General features: G+C 71.7%; 13 protein-coding genes. 3 read left to right on the top strand and 10 right to left on the bottom strand.

Translation table 11 applies throughout. From position 1 onward, the window contains the following. Positions 1–2,601, top strand: a complete 2,601-nt coding sequence (locus IH61_RS0114905) for a glycoside hydrolase family 3 protein (RefSeq protein ID WP_051837072.1) — start codon at positions 1–3, stop codon at positions 2,599–2,601. Between the two features lie 168 nt (positions 2,602–2,769). Here IH61_RS0114905 and IH61_RS0114900 read toward each other — a convergent pair whose 3' ends face one another. Next, positions 2,770–5,754 carry a glycoside hydrolase family 48 protein gene (locus IH61_RS0114900; protein WP_031069720.1) on the bottom strand — a complete coding sequence of 995 codons (2,985 nt, stop codon included), beginning with the start codon at positions 5,752–5,754 and terminating at the stop codon, positions 2,770–2,772. 413 nt (positions 5,755–6,167) lie between these two features. Here IH61_RS0114900 and IH61_RS0114895 point away from each other — a divergent pair, with 413 nt between their 5' ends. Then, positions 6,168–7,172, top strand: coding sequence for a LacI family DNA-binding transcriptional regulator (locus IH61_RS0114895; protein WP_031069719.1), 1,005 nt, complete (start codon positions 6,168–6,170; stop codon positions 7,170–7,172). 86 nt (positions 7,173–7,258) lie between these two features. Here IH61_RS0114895 and yjfF read toward each other — a convergent pair whose 3' ends face one another. The 9 genes from yjfF to IH61_RS0114850 all read right to left on the bottom strand — a co-directional run bounded on the left by yjfF (position 7,259) and on the right by IH61_RS0114850 (position 19,049). Then, positions 7,259–8,236 (bottom strand): galactofuranose ABC transporter, permease protein YjfF, encoded by a 978-nt coding sequence (gene yjfF / locus IH61_RS0114890; RefSeq protein WP_031069717.1) that lies wholly within the window; start codon positions 8,234–8,236, stop codon positions 7,259–7,261. After that, positions 8,236–9,300, bottom strand: coding sequence for an ABC transporter permease (locus IH61_RS0114885; protein WP_037972752.1), 1,065 nt, complete (start codon positions 9,298–9,300; stop codon positions 8,236–8,238). Before IH61_RS0114885 ends, yjfF begins: the two co-directional genes overlap by 1 nt. Before the next feature lie 56 nt (positions 9,301–9,356). Then, complete coding sequence (locus IH61_RS0114880; protein ID WP_031069711.1) at positions 9,357–10,889, bottom strand: sugar ABC transporter ATP-binding protein; 1,533 nt, start codon at positions 10,887–10,889, stop codon at positions 9,357–9,359. Positions 10,890–10,997: 108 nt separating this feature from the next. Beyond that, the gene (locus IH61_RS0114875; protein ID WP_031069709.1) at positions 10,998–11,987 is read right to left on the bottom strand and encodes an ABC transporter substrate-binding protein; all 990 of its coding nucleotides are present in this window, start codon (positions 11,985–11,987) and stop codon (positions 10,998–11,000) included. Between the two features lie 189 nt (positions 11,988–12,176). Next, positions 12,177–13,592 (bottom strand): PHB depolymerase family esterase, encoded by a 1,416-nt coding sequence (locus IH61_RS0114870; protein ID WP_031069707.1) that lies wholly within the window; start codon positions 13,590–13,592, stop codon positions 12,177–12,179. A 69-nt stretch (positions 13,593–13,661) separates the two neighbouring features. Then, positions 13,662–16,022, bottom strand: a complete 2,361-nt coding sequence (locus IH61_RS0114865; protein WP_078911107.1) for a beta-glucosidase — start codon at positions 16,020–16,022, stop codon at positions 13,662–13,664. A gap of 8 nt (positions 16,023–16,030) precedes the next feature. Then, a complete protein-coding gene (locus IH61_RS0114860; protein WP_031069703.1) occupies positions 16,031–16,849 on the bottom strand; it encodes a carbohydrate ABC transporter permease in 819 nt (272 codons plus the stop codon). Then, positions 16,849–17,787, bottom strand: a complete 939-nt coding sequence (locus IH61_RS0114855) for a carbohydrate ABC transporter permease (RefSeq protein ID WP_031069700.1) — start codon at positions 17,785–17,787, stop codon at positions 16,849–16,851. The genes IH61_RS0114860 and IH61_RS0114855 overlap by 1 nt, the downstream gene beginning before the upstream one ends. 11 nt (positions 17,788–17,798) lie before the next feature. Continuing rightward, entirely contained in the window at positions 17,799–19,049 is a 1,251-nt protein-coding gene (locus IH61_RS0114850) for an ABC transporter substrate-binding protein (protein WP_234327186.1), read from the bottom strand. A 200-nt stretch (positions 19,050–19,249) separates the two neighbouring features. Between IH61_RS0114850 and IH61_RS0114845 the strand changes: the two genes are divergently transcribed. Beyond that, entirely contained in the window at positions 19,250–20,275 is a 1,026-nt protein-coding gene (locus IH61_RS0114845; RefSeq protein ID WP_031069697.1) for a LacI family DNA-binding transcriptional regulator, read from the top strand. Positions 20,276–20,521: the final 246 nt, after the last annotated feature.

Genomic DNA, 20,521 nt, shown 5'->3' with positions numbered 1-20,521 from the left:
GTGACGCAGACACCGCCGCCCCTCGAGCAGGCCGGCGGGCGCACCCCGCTGCCCGCGCTCGCACCGCTGCCCACCTGGCCCCGGCTCACCTCGGCGATCGCGCCCGATCCCGTGATTGAGCGTCAGGTCGCCGAGATCGTGGCGCAGTTGACGCTGGAGGAGAAGATCGGGCAGATGATCCAGCCCGAACTCGCCCAGCTCACCGCCGAGGACATCCGCGAGTACAGCATCGGCTCGGCCCTCAACGGGGCCGGGATCTGGCCGCACGGCCGCCGCCACGCCACCGTCCGGGACTGGGTGGACCTGGTGGACCACTTCTGGACCGCGGCCGAACAGACCTGGCAGGACCGGCCGTTCCGCATCCCGTTCATGTGGGCCACCGACGCCGTCCACGGCCACAACAACGTCCACGGCGCCACGGTCTTCCCGCACAACATCGGCCTCGGCGCGGCCGCCGACCCCGACCTGATCCGCCGGATCGGCACCGCCACCGCCCGCGAGGTCGCCGCCACCGGCATGGACTGGGTCTTCGCCCCCACCGTGACCAATCCGCGCGACCGCCGCTGGGGCCGCTACTACGAGGGCTACGGCGAGGACCCGGCGCTCGGCCACGCCTACGGGCGTGCCATGGTCGAAGGGCTCCAGGGCGACGTCGCCGCGCTGCGCACCGACCTCCGGGTGCTGGCGACGCTCAAGCACTGGATCGCCGACGGCGGCACGGCGGACGGGCGCGACCGGGGCACCGCGCTCTGCTCGGAGCAGGTCCTGCGCGACATCCACGCCCAGGGCTTCCTGGGCGGCATCGAGGCCGGGGCGCAGAGCGTCATGGTCTCCTTCAGCAGCTGGGAGCACCCGGCCAACTACGACCACACGCCGGGTGGCGGCGAGCCCTACAACCACAAGGTGCACGGCAGCCGGTACCTGATCACCGACGTGCTCAAGGACGCCCTGGGCTTCGACGGCATCGTGATCAGCGACTGGGACGCGCACTCCGAGGTCTCGCGCTGCTCGGCCGGGGACGCCGGGTACGCGATCAACGCGGGCCTCGACGTGCTCATGGTGGCCGGCCGGGAGGCGTGGCAGAGCGTCCACCGCACGACCGCGGCACAGGTCCGGGCCGGCATCGTCCCGCAGGAGCGGATCGACGACGCCGTCTCCCGCGTCCTGCGGGTCAAGCTGAGGGCGGGCCTGTGGGAGCTCCCCCGGCCGTCCGAACGGTCGCTGACCCGCCCGGGCGCCGTGGCGGTGATCGGCTCACCGGAGCACCGCGCGCTGGCCCGCGAGGCCGCCCGCAAGTCCCTGGTGCTGCTCAAGAACACCCCGGGGCTGCTGCCCGTACCCCGGACGGCCCGGGTGCTCGTCACCGGCAGCGCGGCCGACGACCTGGGCAAGCAGTGCGGCGGCTGGACCCTCACCTGGCAGGGCGACGACCTGGACCGCGGCGACCTCCCCGGCGGCGCCACCATGGCCGACGCGGTCCGCGAGGTCGTCGGCGAAGCCCGCTGCACGGTCGACCCGGAACCCTCCCTCACCGCGCCCGGGGAGTACGACCTCGCGATCGTCTGCATCGGCGAGGACGCGTACGCCGAGATGCGCGGCACCGTCAGGCCCTGGCGCTCGATGGGCTACGCCGACCTCAAGCGGAGCTACGCCCGGGACCTGGCTCTCCTGTGCCGGCTGCGCGCGGCGGGTGTGCGCACGCTCACCGTCCTGTTCACCGGCCGCCCGCTGTACTGCACCGAGGAGATCAACCTCTCGGACGCCTTCGTGGTCGCCTGGCTGCCCGGCCCGTACGCCCAGGGGGTGACGGACGTGCTGTTCGCGCCGCAGGAGGGGGCGCCCGCGCACGACTTCCAGGGGCGGCTGCCCTCCTCCTGGCCGAGGACGCGCGACGCCAGCGCCGTCAACGGCGTTCCGGCGCACCTGCCGGACTACCGGGTGCCGGCCGAGGAGACGGCGCCGGAGGGCCGCCACACCCCGCTGTTCCCGGTGGGCCACGGCCTGTCCCTGCACGACCCCGCCCCGGCGGGCGGGCCCCTGCCGGTGGACACCCCGGCCGCCCCGCCACCGGCCCCGCGGGCGAGCGGCCCGCTGCGCGTGCTCGACGCGCAGGGGACGCCCTACCGGCTGAGGGTGGGCGGGCACAACACCTGGTCCCGGGAGGACGTGGGCCTCGACAAGCCGATGGACTGCCTGATCGTCCGGGCGACGCCGTTCCCCACACCGGAGGGGACGGCCCTGCGGCTGCTCTTCAAGGGCAACCCGGCCTTCGTGTACGCCGAGTCCCCGTCCGGGCTCCCCGCCGACCTGCGCGGGTACCTCGAGGCCGGGGCGCAGGTGCGGTTCGCCGTACGCGTGCTGCAGCAGCCCTCCGCCCCGCTGCTGCTGGCCTGCCACGACGACTACCCCGCCCAGCCCGGGGTCGACCTGACGGCCCGGCTGCGCGAGGCCGGGCCGACGGACTGGACCACCGTCTCCGTCCCGCTCGCCGAACTGGCCGCGGCCGGTACGGACCTGCGGAACGTCGACGTGCCGTTCATGCTCTACACGGACGGCACCGCGGAGCTGGAGGTCGCCGACGTCTCCTGGTGCCTTCCGTAGGACCGTACTGCCCGTGCTCCCCGTACTGCCCGTACTGCCCGTACTGCCCATGGCCCGGCCCCGGCTCCGCGTACGTACGCGGGGCCGGGGCCGGGCCGTTGTGCGGGATCAGGGTGCGCGGGATCAGGTTGTGCGGGATCAGGTTGTACGGGGTCAGGGTGTTCGGGCTCAGCTGCCCGGGTTCACCGTCGGGAACAGCTGGGCGAAGGCGTCGAAGGCGGTGGCGATGTCCGCCTCGGCCCAGAACCGGTGGTAGTTGAAGCTCGGCGCGGCGCCGCCGTCGAGGTAGGTCTGCACCTTGGACCACTGCGGGTCCTTGGTGTACCACGGGCGGATCGACAGGAAGGTGTTGCTGGCCGAGCTGATCTTCGTGCCGTCCGGGTAGGTGCCGGTCCAGCCGGGCGGGACGTACAGGCCCTGATGGGTGCTCGGCGAGTACGCCTGGGTGAAGCGGCTGTAGTCGGTGCGGGTCTCGGCCGCCGAGTAGCCCAGGGGGTCGGTGTACTTGGCGTGCAGGACGTCCAGGATGTTCTGGGCGAACTTCTGGGCGCCGCTGCTGCCGGACTTGGCCGCGTAGTAGGAGAGGGTCTTGGCGAGCGACCCGGCCACGCCGACGTCCGTGGCCGCACCAGTGGCGGTGACGTGCAGGCCCGTGTTGCCTCCGGGGCTGGTCGCGTTCCAGGTGTCGGGCGCGCCGGTCCAGGTGAGCTTGTCGGGGGTGGTCAGGGTGCCGGTGGCCGGGTCGGCCCTGGAGACGGACATCGCCCACGGGATCCACTTGTCGAGGATGGCCTTGGCCCGGGTGTCGCCGCTGGCGTAGTAGTACTCGGCGAACCGCTCCATCGACCAGGTCTGGAACCCGAACCACTGGTTGGAGGCGGGGTCGTGGTACTCGGGCTGCCAGTCGTAGTAGAGGCCGTAGAAGGTCGGGTCGCCCGCCGGGGGTGCCGCGTCGTCGCCGTAGTTGCCGCCCCAGCTGTTGGTGGCGCCGCCGGAGATGCCGCCCTCGCTCGACTGGAGCCACTGGAAGAACTGGAGCTGCTTGTCCAGGCTGCCCGCCCAGTCGGCGGCGGCGCTCGGCGAGGCCGGCTTCAGGCCGGGGTCGTTGGCGAGCGCCCAGGCGGCCATCGGGTTCTGGTAGCCCTGGTGGGCGGCGGAGCCGGAGATCCGCCAGGACCAGGTGCCGTCGGCCGCGCCTCCCCAGGCGAAGTACCAGGTCATCAGGCCGAGTTGCTCGTTCGCCTTGGAGGTGCCGCCGGGGCACGTGGTGGAGCCGAGGCAGTTGCCCGCCTGCTTGAAGTACTTGTCGTAGAGCGAGTAGCGCAGGTAGTCGCCGAGCTTGGACGCCTTGGCGAGGGTCGCGGTGATGTCCGCGCTCTTGCCCTGCGACTTGGCGAACTGCCCCGCCCAGTAGGCGGCCTGGACGAGCCGGGCGTCGGCGTCGGGCGCGTCGGTGAACTTGTACTGCTTGCTGAAGCTGCCACCGCCGTCGTTGAAGAGGCTGAGGAAGCCGGAGCTGCTGTTGCCGTACTTGAACAGGTCGCAGTCGGGCTGCGGCACGGTCTCCCAGACGGACTCCTCCGGGCCGCGCTGGAAGGTGTTGATCAGGCTGGGCTTGGTGGTTCCGTCCTCGCACTGCCCGAAGCCGTACTTGTTGTCGGCGTCCAGCAGCCAGGCCGGAGCGTAGACGTCCGCGGTGCCGTAGGCGGTCTTCAGCTCGGCGGAGAGCGGGTCGGTGCCGACCGGTACGTTGGGGTTCAACTTGGCCGGGTACTGGTCGGGTTGGGCCTTCTCGGGGCCGTACTGGCCGGGCTTGGCCGGGTTGTAGGAGCTCTGGCCGGGCTGCTGGGCGTGGCTGGGGATCAGGTAGGTCTCCAGGTTGCTCCAGGCGTTGTTGAAGCCCGTCCAGTCGCCGGTGACGCGGCCGTAGTCGGCCTCCAGCCACAGCCAGTAGCTGTAGGTCTCCGAGGTGGTCTCGTGGCCGTAGTCGGGGGCCTCCACGATCAGGGTCTCCACCGCGTGGTACGGGATGCCCTGCGGGCTGAAGTACCCGTTCGCGGGGTTCTTGATCTTGCTGTAGAGGTCCAGGAAGTACTGGTCGTAGCCGGAGCTCTTCGCCGCCTCGGTCACCGTGACGGCGCCGGAGCCGAAGCCGGTCGCCGAGGCGGTGAAGGTGGCGGTGCCGCCGACCTGCCCGGCGTCGGTGCCGGCCGCGACGGTGACGGTCTGCGGGACGTTCCAGTTGCCGGGGGTGAAGGTGAGCGCCGCGCCGGACTTCACGGTCAGGTCCGGGTCGCCGGCCGAACGGGCCACCGTGACGGTGGTGTTGACGGTCGGCGCCTGGGAGAGCGCGACGGTGAAGGTGCCGGCGCTCCCCTGCTGGACGGCCAGCGAGGCCGGGGTGACCAGGATGCTCGGCCCGGCCACCTTGATCGCGACCGGGGTGGAGGTGGTGGTGGCGCCCGCGTCGTCGGTGGCGACGGCGGTGATCGAGTAGTCGCCCGTCGCCGCGTTCGCCCAGTCGACGGTGTACGGCGCGGTGGTGGCGGTGCCGATCAGGGTGTTGGCGGAGGCCGAGGTCGAGGCGTAGAAGTCGACCTTCGCGACAGTGCCGTCGGTGTCGGCCGCGTCGGCGGCGAGCTTCACGGTGGAGCCCGGGGTGAAGGTCTGCCCGGCGGACGGTGAGGTGAGCGAGACGGTCGGGGCCTTGTTGGCGCCGCGGCAGGGGGTGCCGTTGACGGTGAAGGCGGTGGGGGCCGTGTTGGGGCCGGTGTAGGAGAAGTTGGCGCTGGTGGTGTAGGAGGCACCGGGGTCGATGGTGGGGGCGTAGGCGGGGTTGGTGGCGGTGACGGCCCGTCCGGTCTGGGACCAGGTGCCGTTCCAGCCGTTCTGGAGGGTCTGGTTGCCGGTGTAGGCGTAGCCGAGGCTCCAGCCGTTGATCGGGGTGGTGCCGGTGTCGGTGAGGGTGATGTTGGCGGTGAAGCCGCTGCCCCAGTCGTTGACGGCGTAGGTCACGCCGCAGGACAGCCCGGCGGTGGCCGCCACGGCGGGCACCGTGACGGCGCCGCCCGCGGCGCCGAGCAGGGCGAGCGCGGTGGCCGTCGCGGTGAGGGTGAGCCGACTGCCCCTGGCACGCAGGGTTGTGCGTCGCATGCGCGTCCTCCTGATGGGTGGGGTACCGCGGCGCGGGGGGATGCGCGGCGGACGGAGGTGCTGCGTGCGATCGTGGGCCGGTGCGCCCGGCTTGGGAAGCGACCGCCGGGCCCGCCGGGCTCGACCGGCGGGCGCGCCGGGGGTGGACAACGGCGGCGACCAGCGCGGAGCCGCCTGCGCCGTCCGTGGAGCGAGCGGTGCGGCGGCGTGTAAGTTACACGGCCCGACGGGAGCGCTCCCACGCCGTGCGGCGGGGGTGCGGGCGGGGGTGCGGGCGGGAGTGCGGGCGGGAGTGCGTCCGTTCCCTTGACGCTGATCGTCCGCCCGGCCAAGCTGGCAGAGGTGGCGGCCCGTCGCGGGTGACGGGTCCGAGGGTGCAGTTTCCCCGTCGAGGACCGATCCAGGACGCCCCCATGCCCCAGCCCGTTCGCGGCGACGACGCCGTTCCCACCCTGGCCGAGGTCGCCCGTCACGCCGGCGTCTCCACGGCGACCGCCTCCCGGGTCATCAACCGATCCGCCCGGGTCTCCACCGAAGTGACGGCCCGGGTGGAACGGGCGGTGCGCGAGCTGGCGTACGTCCGCCTCCGGGCGCCCGGCACCCGGGAGACCGGCGTGGTGGCCGTCGTGGTCTTCACCGATCCGCTGCACTACCACTCGGACGCCTTCCCGGCCCGGCTGCTGGCCGGGCTGCGGCGCTCCCTGCCGGGCGCCGAGCGGGAGTTGGCCGTCTTCACGGTTCCCCGGCGCTCCCGGCGGACGCCGCTGGTGCGCTACCTGTGCGGCGGCCACGTGGACGGCGTGCTGCTGGTCGGCCCCTGGGGGGACACCGCGCTCGCCCGGCTGCTGCACGCGGCCAGGGTGCCCGTGGTGTCGCTGGGACGGCCTCCGGAGCCGGGCTCCGTGGCGTTCGTGGACGCCGACAACCTCGCCGGCGCCAGGGACGCGGTGCAATGGCTGTACGCGTCCGGGCGCCGCTCGGTGGCCACCATCGCCGGGCCGCCGGACACCGCCGCCGGCGCGGACCGGCTGGCCGGGTACCACCAGACGGTGGCCGCGATGGCCGCGGCCCGGCCGGCCGTGGCGTACGGCGACTTCAGCGGCGCCTCCGGCGAGCACGCGATGCAGCGGCTGCTGGACCAACGCCCGGACGTCAACGCGGTGTTCGCCGCCTCCGACCTGATGGCCGCCGGAGCCCTCAGAGCCCTGCGGCGGCGCGGGCTGCGGGTGCCCGAGGACGTCGCCCTGGTCGGCTTCGACGACTCCCCGCTCGCCGCGCGCTGCCGGCCCGGGCTGACCACCGTCCGCCAGCCGGTGGAGGAACTCGGCTCGCGCGCCATGGACCTGCTGCTGCGCGGCCCCGCCCGCGGCGACTCGGTGGTGCTGCCCACCCGGCTGGTCGTCCGCGCGTCGGGCTGAGCGCACGACGCTCCCGGCCGCCCGCCCGAGGGAGCGGGCGTGCGGCCGGGAGCGCGGTCAGCGGCGGCGTGCGGCCGGGAGCGCGGTCAGCGCCGGCGGGCGGTGATCAGGCGCTGCAGGACGATGAAGACGAACAGCAGGGCGCCGATGACGATCCTGGTCCACCAGGAGCTGAGGGTGCCCTGGAAGCTGATCACGGTCTGGATCAGTCCGAGCACCAGCACGCCGAGCACGGTGCCGAGCAGGTAGCCGGAGCCGCCGGTGAGCAGGGTGCCGCCGATGACGACCGCGGCGATCGCGTCGAGTTCCAGGCCGACCGCGTGCAGGCCGTAGCCGGAGAGCATGTAGAAGGTGAGCAGGACGCCGCCGAGTGCGGAGCAGAAGCCGCTGATCGCGTACACGGTGGTCTTGGTGCGCTGCACCGGCAGGCCCATCAGCAGGGCGGACTGTTCGCTGCCGCCGAGTGCGTACACGTTGCGGCCGAGCCGGGTGTGGTGGAGGACGACGAATCCGGCGGCGACCACCACCAGGGCGATCACCGCGCTCGGGGAGACGAACAGGCTGCCGAGCGGGATCCGGGTCTGCGCCATCGCGGTGTACTGCGGGTCGGTGATGGAGATCGAGTCGATGCTGATCGTGTAGCACAGGCCCCGGGCCAGGAACATGCCGGCGAGGGTGACGATGAACGGCTGGATCTCGAAGACGTGGATGACCCAGCCCATCAGCCAGCCGCCGGCGGCGCCCATCAGCAGCACCAGCGGGATCACCAGCAGCGGTGGCCAGCCGTGCTGTTCGACCAGCCAGGCGGAGACCATGGTGGACAGCGCGACCACCGCGCCGACCGACAGGTCGATGCCGCCGGTCAGCACGACGAAGGTCATCCCGACGGCGACGACCAGCAGGAAGGCGTTGTCGATCAGCAGGTTGAGCACGACCTGGCCGGAGAAGAAGCCGTCGTACTCCGCCGAGCCGACGCCGAACATCGACACCAGCAGGACCGCGGTGACCAGCAGCGGGATCTGCCCGCGCAGGCGGGCCGACAGGGTGTGAGCGTTCACATTCATCATTCGCCGACCTCCGGGACGGCGGGGGCCTGGGTGTGCGACCGAGAGGTGTGCCGGGACCGGGCGGCGCGGGCGGCGAACTTGGCCCGGAAGGCGGGCGACTGGATCAGGCACACCGTGATCACCACGAACGCCTTGAACACCAGGGTGGTCTCGGGCGGGATGCCGACGGTGTAGACGGTGGTGGAGAGGGTCTGGATGATCAGCGCGCCGAGGACGGTGCCGCCGATCGAGAACCGGCCGCCGTTGAGCGAGGTCCCGCCGAGCACCACCGCGAGGACGGCGTCGAGTTCGATCCACAGGCCGGCGTTGTTCCCGTCCGCCGCCGAGACGTTGGAGGAGACCATAAGTCCGGCGACGGCCGCGCACAGCGCGCTGAACACGTACACCAGACCCACCAGGCGCATCGCCCGGATGCCGACCAGGCGGCTGGCCACCGGGTTGCCGCCGACCGACTCCAGCAGCAGGCCGAGCGCGGTGGACCGCGTGAGCAGCGCGGTGAGCAGCGCGATCGCGCCGCTGAGCAGGATCGCGAACGGCATGCTCAGCCAGTAGCCGCCGCCGATCAGCTTGAACGGATCGCTGGTGACGGTGATGATCTGGCCGTCGGTGATCAGCTGGGCCACCCCGCGCCCGGCGACCATCAGGATCAGGGTGGCGATGATCGGCTGGACCCCGGCCCTGGCCACCAGGACGCCGTTGACGAGGCCGAGCACCACGGCGGCGCCGAGGGCGTAGCCGAGGGCGGTCAGTACGGTGCCCAGGGAGCCGGGGTCGTCGGACCCGCTGATGTGCAGGCACGCCAGCGCGCCGGAGATCGCGACGGTCGAGCCGACCGACAGGTCGATGCCGCCGGTGGCGATCACCAGGGTCATGCCCAGGGCGACCAGGATCAGCGGGGCGCCGAAGTGCAGGATGTCGATCAGGGAGCCGTAGAGGTGGCCGCCCCGCAGGTGGAGGGCGAAGAAGTCGGGGGTGAAGGCGAGGTTGGCGACCAGGAGCACGGCCAGCACCGCCGCGGGCCAGAACAGCCGGTACCGGGTCACCGCTCTCACCGCGCTCATCGCCTTCACCGCCCTGCTCGCCTTCTCCTTCTCCGGGCTCGTCGCCGTCACCGTGCTCAATGCTCCGCTCCGCTCGCGATGGCGGCCATGACGCGCTCGGGGGTGAGCGCGCCGTCGTTGTCCAGTTGGGCGACCATCCGGCGGTCGCGCATCACCCCGACCCGGTGGCTGAGCCGCAGCACCTCCTCCAGTTCGGCGGAGATGAAGAGCACCGCCATGCCGTCCTCGGCGAGCTTCGCCACCAGCTTCTGGATCTCGGCCTTGGCGCCGATGTCGATGCCGCGGGTCGGCTCGTCCAGGATCAGCAGCGAGGGTTCGGTGATCAGCCAGCGGGCGAGCAGCACCTTCTGCTGGTTGCCGCCGCTGAGGTTGCGCACCAGCGCCTCGGGGTTGCCGGGGCGGATGTCCAGGGTGGCGATCCAGCGCAGCGCCAGGTCGTCCTGCGTGGTGCGGGACAGCGGGCGGGCCCAGCCCCGGGCCGCCTGCAGCGCCAGCACGATGTTCTCCCGGACGGTCAGTTCGCCGACCAGGCCCTCGGTCTTGCGGTTCTCCGAGCAGAACGCGATGCGGCGGGCGATGGCGTCGGCGGGGCCGCGCAGGGCGGTCTCGATGCCCCCGATCCGCAGTGTGCCGCCGTCGCTGCGGTCGGCGCCGAACAGCAGCCGGGCGGCTTCGGTCCGTCCGGAGCCCAGCAGCCCGGCCAGTCCGACCACTTCGCCCGAGCGGACGGTCAGGTCGTACGGTTCGACGGCTCCCCTGCGGGCCAGCCCTCGGGCCTCGAGGAACGCCGTTCCGGTGGCCGGTGCGGTGCGGTCGCTCCGGCGGCCGCCGCCGAGCCGGTCGAGTCCGTCGAGCTCGGCGAGTTCGGCGCCGATCATCCGGGAGACGAGTCCGGCCTGGTCCAGGTCGCCGGTCAGGTACTCGCCCTCGAGACGGCCGTTGCGCAGCACGGTCATCCGGTCGCAGATCTCGTAGACCTGGTCGAGGAAGTGCGAGACGAACAGGATGGCGACGCCCTGGTCGCGCAACCGGCGCATCACGGCGAAGAGTTGGAGGACCTCGTCGCGGTCCAGGCTGGAGGTGGGCTCGTCCAGGATCAGCACCTTGGCGGAGACGGAGACCGCGCGGACGATGGCCACGAGCTGCTGGACGGCGATGGAGTAGCTGTTCAGCGGCGCGCTGACGTCGATGTCCAGTTCCAGTTCGCGGACCAGTTCGGCGGCCCGGCGGCGCATCGCGCCCCAGTCGATCAGGCCGAACCGGCGGGGCTCGCGCCCGATGAAGATGTTCTCCGCGACCGACAGGTTCGGGCAGAGGTTCACCTCCTGGTAGACCGTGCTGATGCCGGCCTCCCGGGCCTGCGCCGGCCCGGCGATCCGTACCGGCCGGCCGGCGAGGAGCACCTCGCCGCCGTCGACCGGGTGGACGCCGGTGAGCACCTTGATCAGCGTCGACTTGCCGGCGCCGTTCTCCCCCATCAGGGCGTGCACCTCGCCGGGGAAGAGCCGGAAGTCGACCCCGTCCAGCGCCACCACCCCGGGGAACTCCTTACGGAGCCCCCGCACTTCCAGGACCGGTTGCTGCCGCACCCCGGTTCTCCTCTCGTCTCTGCCGGACACCTCCCACCCTCGGGCGGTCCGGCCGGCTCGTGCGGGGCCGGGCCGCAGGAGCGGTCCGGCCTCGCACGAACGGGTGGGTCAGTACTGGCGGTTGGGGAGGGCCGCGGTGGCCTGCTCGGGAGTGAAGGTGCCCTCCTCGGTCTTGATCCGCCGGGGCACCTGCTCACCCGCCTTGACCTTCTTCACCAGGTCCATCAGCTGGTCGCCGAGCAGCGGGTTGCACTCGACGTCGTAGTTGATCTTTCCCTGGCTCATCGCGGTGAAGGCGTCCTTGACACCGTCCACGGAGACGATCTTGATGTCGGTGCCGGGCTTCTTGCCCGCCTCCTCGATGGCCTGGATCGCGCCGAGCGCCATGTCGTCGTTGTGCGCGTACAGCACGTCGATCTTCGGCTGGGACTTGAGGAACGCCTGCATGACCTCCTTGCCCTTGGCCCGGGTGAAGTCGCCGGTCTGCGAGGCGACGACCTTGAACCTGGACTGGCCCTTGACGGCGTCCGCGAAGCCGGACTTGCGGTCGTTGGCCGGCGCCGAGCCGGTGGTGCCCTCCAACTGGACGATGTTCACGTCACCACTGCCGGCCGCGTACTCCTTGACCAGCCAGTCGCCGGCCGCCTTGCCCTCGGCGACGAAGTCCGAGCCGAGGAAGGAGGCGTAGAGCGACTCGTCCTTGGAGTCCACCGCCCGGTCGGTCAGGACGACCGGGATGTGGGCGTCCTTGGCCTCCTTCAGGACGGTGTCCCAGCCCGACTCCACCACCGGCGAGAAGGCGATCACGTCGACCTTCTGCTGGATGAACGAGCGGATCGCCTTGATCTGGTTCTCCTGCTTCTGCTGCGCGTCGGAGAACTTGAGCTCGATCCCGGCCTTCTTCGCCGCCTCCTGGACGGACTTGGTGTTGGCGGTGCGCCATCCGCTCTCCGCGCCGACCTGAGAGAAGCCCAGGACGAGCTTGTGACCGGAGCCCTTGTCGGCACTGCCTCCGCCGCCTCCGCCGCCGGAACCGCAGGCGGTGAGGGTGAGGACCATCGCGCCGGCGGCCAGGGCCGCCGCAGCTCTCTTGGACATGTGGGGAGTTCCTCTCGGGAGCGTCCGTCTCGGTTCGCTCGATTGTTAGCGCTAACATTCATGCTCGACAAGATCCGTACAGCCCGTTACCGAATCTTGACCGCCCTCGGTGGCGCGTGGGTGCCGGTGCCCGAAGGGCTGTCAGGGCTCCTCCGGGCACCGGCCGTTCATGATCGTCCGGGCGTCGGGTCAGCCCAGCGACCACTGCTGGTTGCGGCCTCCGCTGCAGCTCCACAGCTGGACGGGCGTGCCGTCGGCGGTGCCCAGGCCCGCCACGTCCAGGCAGAGGCCCGACTGCACGCCGGTGACGGTGCCGTTCGCGTTCAGCTGCCACTGCTGGTTGACCTGGCCGTTGCAGGACCAGACGATCGCCTTGGTGCCGTTGGCGGTTCCCCTGGCCTCGGCGTCCAGGCAGAGCGTGCTTCCGCCCACCGTCACGGTCAGCTGGTTCGAGGCCGTGCGGGTCCAGGTCTGGTTGGCGCCGCCGTTGCAGGAGTTGATCTGCTGCTGGGCGCCCGCCGTCGCGTTGCCGGTCGCGGTCAGGCACTTGCCCGCGTCCACCGCGCGCAGCGCGCCGGTCGTACCACCGCCGCCGGAGGAACCCCCGTCCAGGCCCATGAAGTGGACGGCGGTCGCGGCCATCGCCGTTCCCTGGACGGGCAGTTCGTGCCCGGCCCCGGCGATGCTGTACGCCTCGACCTGGGTGGTGCCGGAACTGTTGTTGTACCGCGTGCGGTTCCAGTTGGCCGCCGGGGTGTCCGAGGCCGAGGGGGTCTGGCTCACGCCGAGGACGTTGGTCCACTCCTTGATCTCTTCGCCGAGGTTGTTGTGGCTCAGGATCGTGTCGGCCGTTCCGTGCCACAGCTGCACGCGCGGACGCGGGCCGTTGTAGCCGGGGTAGCCCGTGTTGCGGACCAGGTTGCCCCACTGCTGCGGGCTCATGGAGAGCCTGCCCTGGGCGCAGTCCCCGTTCCAGCCGCGGACGGAGCCGGTGTAGAAGCAGTGGTAGGGAACGCCCATGAACGCCGCGCCCGCCTTGAACACGTCGGGGTAGTCGGCGAGCATGACGTTGGTCATCATCCCGCCCGAGGACTCGCCGGTCACGTACACCGCGTTGGCGTTGCCGCCGTAGTGCTGCTCGGTGTAGGTGATCATCGACATGAGCCCGACCGGGTCACTGCCGCCGTTGCGGGTGAGCGCCTGGTCGGAGGAGACGTCCCAGCAGCTGCCGTTCGGGTTCGTCGAGGGGTAGATGACGAGGAACCCGTACCGGTCGGCGAGCGAGGCGAAGTCGGTGCTGGAGTACAGGTACGGCCCGGACCCCTGGCACCCGTGCAGGGCCAGCAGGATCGGCGGGTTGGCCTTGGCGCTGCCCGGCACGTACAGGTGCATCAGCAGACCGGTCGGGTTGGTGCCGAAGTTCGTGATCTGCGTCAGCGAGGCGGCGAGCCCGGTGGTGGCCTGCGGGGCGCCGGTCTGCGCGGCTTCGGCGTTCTGCGGGGCGGCGGCGGCCCCGGGCGCGGCCTGGAGGCCCAGGCCGAGCGCGAGACCGAGAGCTGCGAGGGTGCCCAGGAGGCGGGCGGGTAACGAGCGGGATCGGAACATGGGTGGTGGACCTCTCCGTCTGGGTTCCAGGGGTGCGAGGAAGGTTCCGGCGGCGCGCGCGGCGGCGGATCAGGTGCTGCGGATGTCCGCGTGCAGGCGCCGGGTGTGGTCCAGGACTCGGACCGGACCGTCCAGTCGGACGGTGGCGGTGAGCCGGGCGTCGGTACTGGAGGCGGCGACCCGCAGCTCCAGCTCGCCCGGCTCGACGATGCGTCGGCCGTCGCGCCCGGTGAAGGACGCGAGGTCGGCGGGGACGCGGACCCGGACCCGGGCCCGCTCCCCCGCGTCGAGGGTGATCCGCCGGTAGCCGATCAGCCGCTGGACGGGCTGGACGACGGAGGCGACGGGGTCGTGCAGGTAGAGCTGGACGGTCTCGCTGCCGCTGCGCGCACCGGTGTTGCTCAGGGTGAAGGCGAGGCCGAGCTCGCCGTCGGTGGTGGCGACGGCCCGCTCCACCTCCAGGTCGGTCCAGTCGAAGGTGGTGTAGCCGAGGCCGTGGCCGAATCCGAACGCGGCGGTCGGGTCGGTGCTGGACACCTCGCTGCGTCCGGCCAGGCGGGCGGCGAGGTAGGTGGCGGGCTGCACGGCGGGCCGGGCCGGGATGCTGACCGGCAGTCGGCCCGAGGGGTTGGTCCGGCCGCTGAGCACGGCGGCGATCGCCTCGGTACCGGCCTCGCCGGGGAAGAAGGTCTGCACCAGGGCCGCCGCCTCGGTCGCCGCGCGTCCCAGCGCGTAGGGGCGGCCGGCGAGCAGCACCGGCACCACGGGTCTGCCGGTGTCCAGCAGCACGTCCAGCAACTGCTGCTGCACCCCCGGCAGTTGGAGGGTCTCGACGTCGCAGCCCTCGCCGCTGGTGCCGCGCCCGAACAGGCCGGCCCGGTCCCCGAGGGCGAGGATCACGACCTCGGCCCACCGGGCCGTCTCGAGGGCCTCGGCGAAGCCGGAGGTGTCGGGCCCGTCGACGCTCGCCCCGGCCGCCGTCCGGATCTCGCTGCCCGGGAACTCGGACGCCAACGCCTCGTACAGGGTGGGCAGTTCGATGCCGAGCGGGACCTCGGGGTGCGCGCTGCCGACGTGCACCGGGAACGCGTAGCAGCCCAGTACCGAGGTCGGGGTGTCGGCGTTGGGGCCGATCAGCGCGATCCGGCGCGGGCCGCGCAGCGGCAGGGTGCCGTCGTTGCGCAGCAGTACCACCGCCTGCTCGGCGATCTCCCGGGCCAGGGCGCGGTTCTCCGGGCGGTCCAGGTCGACCGAGCCGCGCAGCGCCTGCGGGTCCTCGAGCGGACGGCCCGCGAGCACCGCCGGGACGGCGTCCCAGTCCTGGTCCAGCAGCCCGAGTTGGGCCTTCTGCACCAGCACCCTGCGAAGTGCCCGGTCGACCAGGGCTTCGGGGACCGTCCCGTCCTCGACGGCGCGCAGCAGCGGCTCCCCGAAGGTCTTGACGGTGGGCAGTTCCACGTCCACGCCGCCGGCCAGGGCCAGGGCGGCGGCCTCGGCCCAGTCCCCGGCGACGCCGTGCAGCACCTTGAGGAAGGCGATGCCGAAGTAGTCGGCGACCACCGTTCCCTCGAAGCCCCAGGTGTCGCGCAGCAGTCCGGTCAGCAGCGCCTCGTCGGCGGCCGAGGGGATGCCGTCGGTGTCGGTGTAGGCGTGCATGACCGAGCGGGGGCGGCCTTCGCGCACCGCCATCTCGAAGGGCGGAAGGATCACGTCGGCCCGCTCCCGCGGGCCCATGCCCACGGGGGCGAGGTTGCGCCCGGCGCGCGAGGCCGAGTACCCGGCGAAGTGCTTGAGCGTGGCGACGATCCCCGCCGCCTCGAGGCCCTGCACGTAGGCGGTGGCCACCGTGCCGACCAGGTAGGGGTCCTCCCCGATGGTCTCCTCGACCCGGCCCCAACGGGCGTCGCGGACGACGTCGAGGACCGGGGCGAGGCCCTGGTGGACGCCGACCGCGCGCATGTCGCGGCCGATGGCCTGGGCCATCCGCCGGATCAGGTCCGGGTCGAAGGTGGCGCCCCAGGACAGCGGCACCGGGTAGGCGGTGGCGCCCCAGGCGGCGAAGCCGGCCAGGCACTCCTCGTGGGCGAGGGCCGGGATGCCGAACCGGTTCGCGGCGGCGATGCGCTGCTGGCTGCGCGCCAGTGAGAGCGCGCCCAGCGCCGGGTCGACGGGCGCCGTGCCGAAGGGCCGCGTCAACTGGCCCAGCCCGGAGGGGAGCAGGTCGTCGAGGTCGGGCGGTTCCTCCATGTCGTGCTGGTGCGGGGCGACGTCGCCGCCCTCGTCGGAGGCGCCGACCCAGACGCCGACGAGCTGGGCCAGTTTCTCCGGAAGCGTCATCTCGGCGAGCAGGGCGTCCGCGCGTTCCTCGGAGCTGAGCGCGCGGTCGTGCCAGCGGGCGGTCGAGGCGGCGGTCGAGGCGGCCAGGTTCATGTTAACGCTCACTTTCCCCCGACGCCCATGAGGCCCTGGACCAAGGCTCGTCGGGCGAACAGGTAGACGATGAAGACGGGGAGCGTCGACAGCACGACGGCGCTGAGCAGGCCGGGCACGTCGACGCCGTGCTCGGTCTGGAACTCGTACAGGCCCAGGGTGATGACCTTGGTGCCCTCCGACTGGGTGAGGATCAGGGGGAACAGGAAGCCGTTCCACGCCTGGAGCGCGGAGAAGACCACGACGGAGGAGAGGCCGCCCCTGGACAGGGGCACCACCAGCTGCCAGAACACCCGCCAGGGGGTGGCGCCGTCCATGGCCATGGCCTCGTAGAGCTCGCCGGTGATGTCCCGCATGGCGCCGGTGAGGACCAGCGTGCACACCGGCAGGCAGAACGCCGCGGTGGGCAGGATGACGCCGAGCAGGTTGTCGTACAGCCCGGCCTTGCCGATGACGTAGAACATCGGCACGATCACGGCCTGAGCCGGGATCGCCAGCCCCAGCAGGAAGATCCGGAAGACCGTGGCGATGGTCCTGCCCCGGGCCCGGACGATCGCGTAGGCCAGCGGGGGCACCACGAGCAGCACGATCGCCACCACGCTCACGGTGACGAGGAGCGTGTTGAGGAAGTCCTGGCCGAAGCCGTTGGAGAAGTCGTCCAGGTAGTTCTGCAGGGTCAGGTGCGCGGGGAAGGTGAGCGGTCCCTGTTCGGCGTAGTCGGAGCGGGTCCGGAAGGTCGCGATGAGCAGGACGTACAGCGGGAAGCCGACCAGCGCCAGCCAGATGAGCGAGCCGAACCCGGCGAGGTAGTTGGGACGCCGTCGCATCAGAGTCCCTCCGTGGTGCTGCGCATCCTGTCGTAGCCGGACAGGCGTACGACGGCGAGCGAGATCAGGGTGGCGACCACCACGAGGACCAGGGCGATGGTCGAGGCCGCGCCGAAGTCGAAGCTCTTGAACGCCTGTTGGTACATGTAGTAGGCACTGTTGGTGGTGTCGGTGCCGGGGCCGCCCTGGGTGAGGATGAGGACGGTGTCGAAGGTGGTGAGGCCGCCGACCACCATCAGGATCACCGAGGTGATCACGGTGTTGCGCAGCTGGGGCAGGGTGATGTGGATGAACTGGCGCACCTTGCCCGCGCCGTCGATCGACGCGGCCTGGTAGAGCACCCGCGGGATCGCCCGGGCGCCGCCCTGGTAGAGCAGGGCGTGCATGGGCGTCCACTGCCACATGCCGACGAAGGTGAGCACCGCGACGGCGCTTCCCTGACTGCCCATCAGATTGCCGTCGCCGAACAGCCAATCGAGCTGCGAGGGCACACCGAAGTTGGGGTCGAGGACGGCGCGCCAGACCACCGAGATCGCGGTCGCGGACAGCAACAGCGGGACGAAGAAGATCGCGGACAGCACGGCCCGGTTGCGCTGGTGGCCGGCCGCCCAGACGCCCAGCAGGATGCTCACCGGGGTCTGCACGACCACGCCCGCCACGGTCAGCACCAGGGTCAGGCCGACGCTCTGCGTCATCACCGGGTCGTGCAGCAGGGTGGTCCAGTTGGCCAGGCCGTTGAACCGGGGGGCGTCGACACCGTTCCAGCTGGTGAAGGAGAGCACCACCACCAGGACCAGCGGCAGGAGCGCGAACATCAGGAAGAACACGGTCGCGGGCAGCGCCCAGGCCAGGCCCGGGCGGGTCACCCCGACACCGGTCCGGCGAGGCCGCGCCCGAAGGCGGCGGCCGTACCCGGACACTACGGAGGGAGCACTCATGGCGGTCCGTCTCAGGAGGCGGGAAGGGCCTGCATGGCCTTGATGAAGCCGTCCACGTCGAGCTTGCCGTCGAAGAACTGCTGGACGGCGGTGCCGATCGACGCGTTGGCGGCCGGCGGGTACGCCTGGTCCCAGGACAGCTGGAACGACGGGGCGGCCTTGACCAGGTCGTACTGGTACTTCGAGTAGTCGGGGTTGTCCGCGGTGGCGAGGAACTGCTCGGTGTTGGTGGTGGTCGGCAGGTTGCCGATCCCCAGCTGCGCCTTCACGAACTCGTCGGAGTACATGAGCTTCAGGAAGGCGGCGGCCTCGACGGGGTGCTTGGTCTTCTTCAGCACCGAGTAGAAGTTGTTGGTGTTGCCGACCAGCGCGGCCGGGTCGCCCTTGCCGCCGGGCACGGAGGGGAAGGCGCCGTACCCGAGGTTGTTCTTGACGAAGTCGGGGCTCGCGTCCCGCTGGGTGGCGTACTCCCAGGAGCCCATCAGCTCCAGGCCCGCCTTGCCCTTGGCCAGCAGGGCCGGGGAGCCGCCGTCGGTGAACTTGACCGAGTCGAAGTTCGAGCCGAACGCCCCGGCGTCGACCAGCTGCCTGAGCATGCCCAGGGCCTTCTTGGCGTCCTCGCTCTCCCAGGCGCTCTTGTCGCCGGACAGCGCCTTCTGGAACAGTTCGGGGCCCGCGACGCGGTCGAAGACGTACTCGTACCACATCAGGGTCGGCCACTTGTCGCCGCCGCCGAGGGCGATCGGGGTGATGCCCTTGGCCTTGAGCGCCCGGACGACGGCGAGCAGGTCGTCCCAGGTCTTGGGGGCGCTGAGTCCGGCGTCGGCCAGCACCTTCTTGTTGCTGAACAGCAGCACGGGCTGGGTGCCGCGCATCGGGACGCCGTAGGACTTGTTGTCGATCACCGCGGTGTTGAACACCGAGGGCAGGAAGTTGCTCCTCAGCTTCGGGTCCTCGGCGATCATGCCGTCCAGCGGGAGCAGCAGGTCCGACTTGACGTAGGGCCGGATGCTGCCGCCGCCCCAGTTGAAGAAGACGTCCGGCGCGTGGTCGGTGTTGATGACGGTGTTGAGCTTGGCCTGGTAGTCCGCGCCGGGGATGGTGTCCAGGACGGCCTTGACCTTCGACGTCTTGTTGAAGGTGTCGACGAGCTGCTTCTCGACCTTGTTGCTGGCGTCGCCGTAGACCAGCACGTGGATCGTGCCGGAGTCCCCGCCGGCGGAGGAGGACCCACCACTGCCGCAGGCGGTCGTCCCCACCATGACGGCGGCGAGGCCCAGCGCGGCGGCGAAAGCGTTTCTCTTCATCAGGACTCCTCTAAAGTTTCGACCCGATTCTCGAAATAACCGCATGGCCCGGGACGCTAGGTTGCGAACATGTTTCGGGTCAACCCCTCGGATCAGGGGTTACTGAAGCGTGATACGCCAACTGGCCCGCGCCGCCGGTGCCCTATGCTGCCCCCATGGAAAAGGGCGATGAACTGGGACGGGTGACCCTCGCGGACATCGCGCGCGAGGCCGAGGTCTCCGTTTCGACGGTTTCGAAGGTCCTCAACGGCCGTACCGACGTGGCGGCGGCCACCCGCGTGCGGGTCGAGCAGGTCCTGAGCGACCACGACTACCAGCGCGCCACCCGCGGCGGCGGCGAGGCGCCTCTCGTCGAGATCGTCTTCCACGAGCTCGACAGCCTCTGGGCGATGGAACTCCTGCGCGGCGTGGAGGCCGTGGCGAACGAGCACGGGGCGGCGGTCGTGGTCAGCCACAGCGGTTCGCGCCACGCCCCGGGGCCCGAGTGGATCGAGGCGGTGCTGCGCCGGCGCCCGCTCGGCGTCGTCCTGGTCTTCTCCAGCCTGCCGCCCGAGTTCAAGGCCCAACTGCGCGCCCGCTCCATCCCGTTCGTCATCGTCGACCCGGCCGGCAACCCCGACCCGGACGTGCCCTCGGTGGGCTCGGCCAACTGGGCCGGCGGGCTCGCCGCCACCCGGCACCTGATCGAGCTCGGCCACCGGCGCATCGCCATCGTCACCGGCCCCGAGGACACCCTCTGCTCCCTGGCCCGCCTGGACGGCTACCGCTCCGCGATGACCATGGCCGGCCTGGCGGTCGACCCCACGCTGACCGCCTTCGGCGACTTCCACGCCGAGGGCGGATTCGCCCAGGCCGGACGGCTGTTGGAGCTCCCCGACCGTCCCACCGCGATCTTCGCCGGCAGCGACCTCCAGGCGCTCGGGGTCATGGAGGCGGCCCGGGTCCGCGGCCTGCGCGTGCCCGAGGACCTGTCCGTGGTCGGCTACGACGACCTGGACATCGCGCAGTGGACCAGCCCCGCGCTGACCACGGTCCGCCAGCCCCTGCGCGCGATGGCCGAGCAGGCGACCCGCCTGATCCTCGCCCTCCGCAACGGGGAGGCCCCGGAGGCACCCACCCGCCTGGAACTGTCGACCACCCTGGTGGTGCGCTCCAGCGCCGTGGCGCCCGGCCGGCCCTGAACGGAGCGGCACGGCCGTCCGAGCGGCAGGGCCCTCGGACGGCCTGCCCCTGCGCCTGCCGCCTTGCTGCCTTGCCCCTTGCCGCCTTGCCCCCTTGCCCCCTTGCCGCCGGTACGAGTAGCGAAACTATCGCTGTTTCTGCCGAAAGCGTTGACAGCCTGTCGATGCCCGGTCAACACTGTCGCCGTCGACAAGTCCGAGCGGCCACGGCTCCCGGCCGCACGCGCCAACCACCCACGGGCGCAG

This window comes from Streptomyces sp. NRRL WC-3742 (genome assembly GCF_000720635.1).
In the GTDB taxonomy this organism is placed as follows: domain Bacteria; phylum Actinomycetota; class Actinomycetes; order Streptomycetales; family Streptomycetaceae; genus Kitasatospora.
The sequence above is the reverse complement of the archived record's forward strand: the minus strand, read 5'-3'. Positions and strand labels throughout refer to the sequence as shown.

Excerpts from the sequence above, each read along its gene's own strand:
- IH61_RS0114885 (WP_037972752.1), bottom strand. The coding sequence starts at position 9,300 with ATGAGCGCGGTGAGAGCGGTGACCCGGTACCGGCTGTTCTGGCCCGCG.
- IH61_RS0114855 (WP_031069700.1), bottom strand. The coding sequence starts at position 17,787 with ATGAGTGCTCCCTCCGTAGTGTCCGGGTACGGCCGCCGCCTTCGGGCG.
- IH61_RS0114845 (WP_031069697.1), top strand. The coding sequence starts at position 19,250 with ATGGAAAAGGGCGATGAACTGGGACGGGTGACCCTCGCGGACATCGCG.
- IH61_RS0114860 (WP_031069703.1), bottom strand. The coding sequence starts at position 16,849 with ATGCGACGGCGTCCCAACTACCTCGCCGGGTTCGGCTCGCTCATCTGG.
- IH61_RS0114850 (WP_234327186.1), bottom strand. The coding sequence starts at position 19,049 with ATGGTGGGGACGACCGCCTGCGGCAGTGGTGGGTCCTCCTCCGCCGGC.
- IH61_RS0114875 (WP_031069709.1), bottom strand. The coding sequence starts at position 11,987 with ATGTCCAAGAGAGCTGCGGCGGCCCTGGCCGCCGGCGCGATGGTCCTC.
- yjfF (WP_031069717.1), bottom strand. The coding sequence starts at position 8,236 with ATGAATGTGAACGCTCACACCCTGTCGGCCCGCCTGCGCGGGCAGATC.
- IH61_RS0114900 (WP_031069720.1), bottom strand. The coding sequence starts at position 5,754 with ATGCGACGCACAACCCTGCGTGCCAGGGGCAGTCGGCTCACCCTCACC.
- IH61_RS0114870 (WP_031069707.1), bottom strand. The coding sequence starts at position 13,592 with ATGTTCCGATCCCGCTCGTTACCCGCCCGCCTCCTGGGCACCCTCGCA.
- IH61_RS0114865 (WP_078911107.1), bottom strand. The coding sequence starts at position 16,022 with ATGAACCTGGCCGCCTCGACCGCCGCCTCGACCGCCCGCTGGCACGAC.
- IH61_RS0114895 (WP_031069719.1), top strand. The coding sequence starts at position 6,168 with ATGCCCCAGCCCGTTCGCGGCGACGACGCCGTTCCCACCCTGGCCGAG.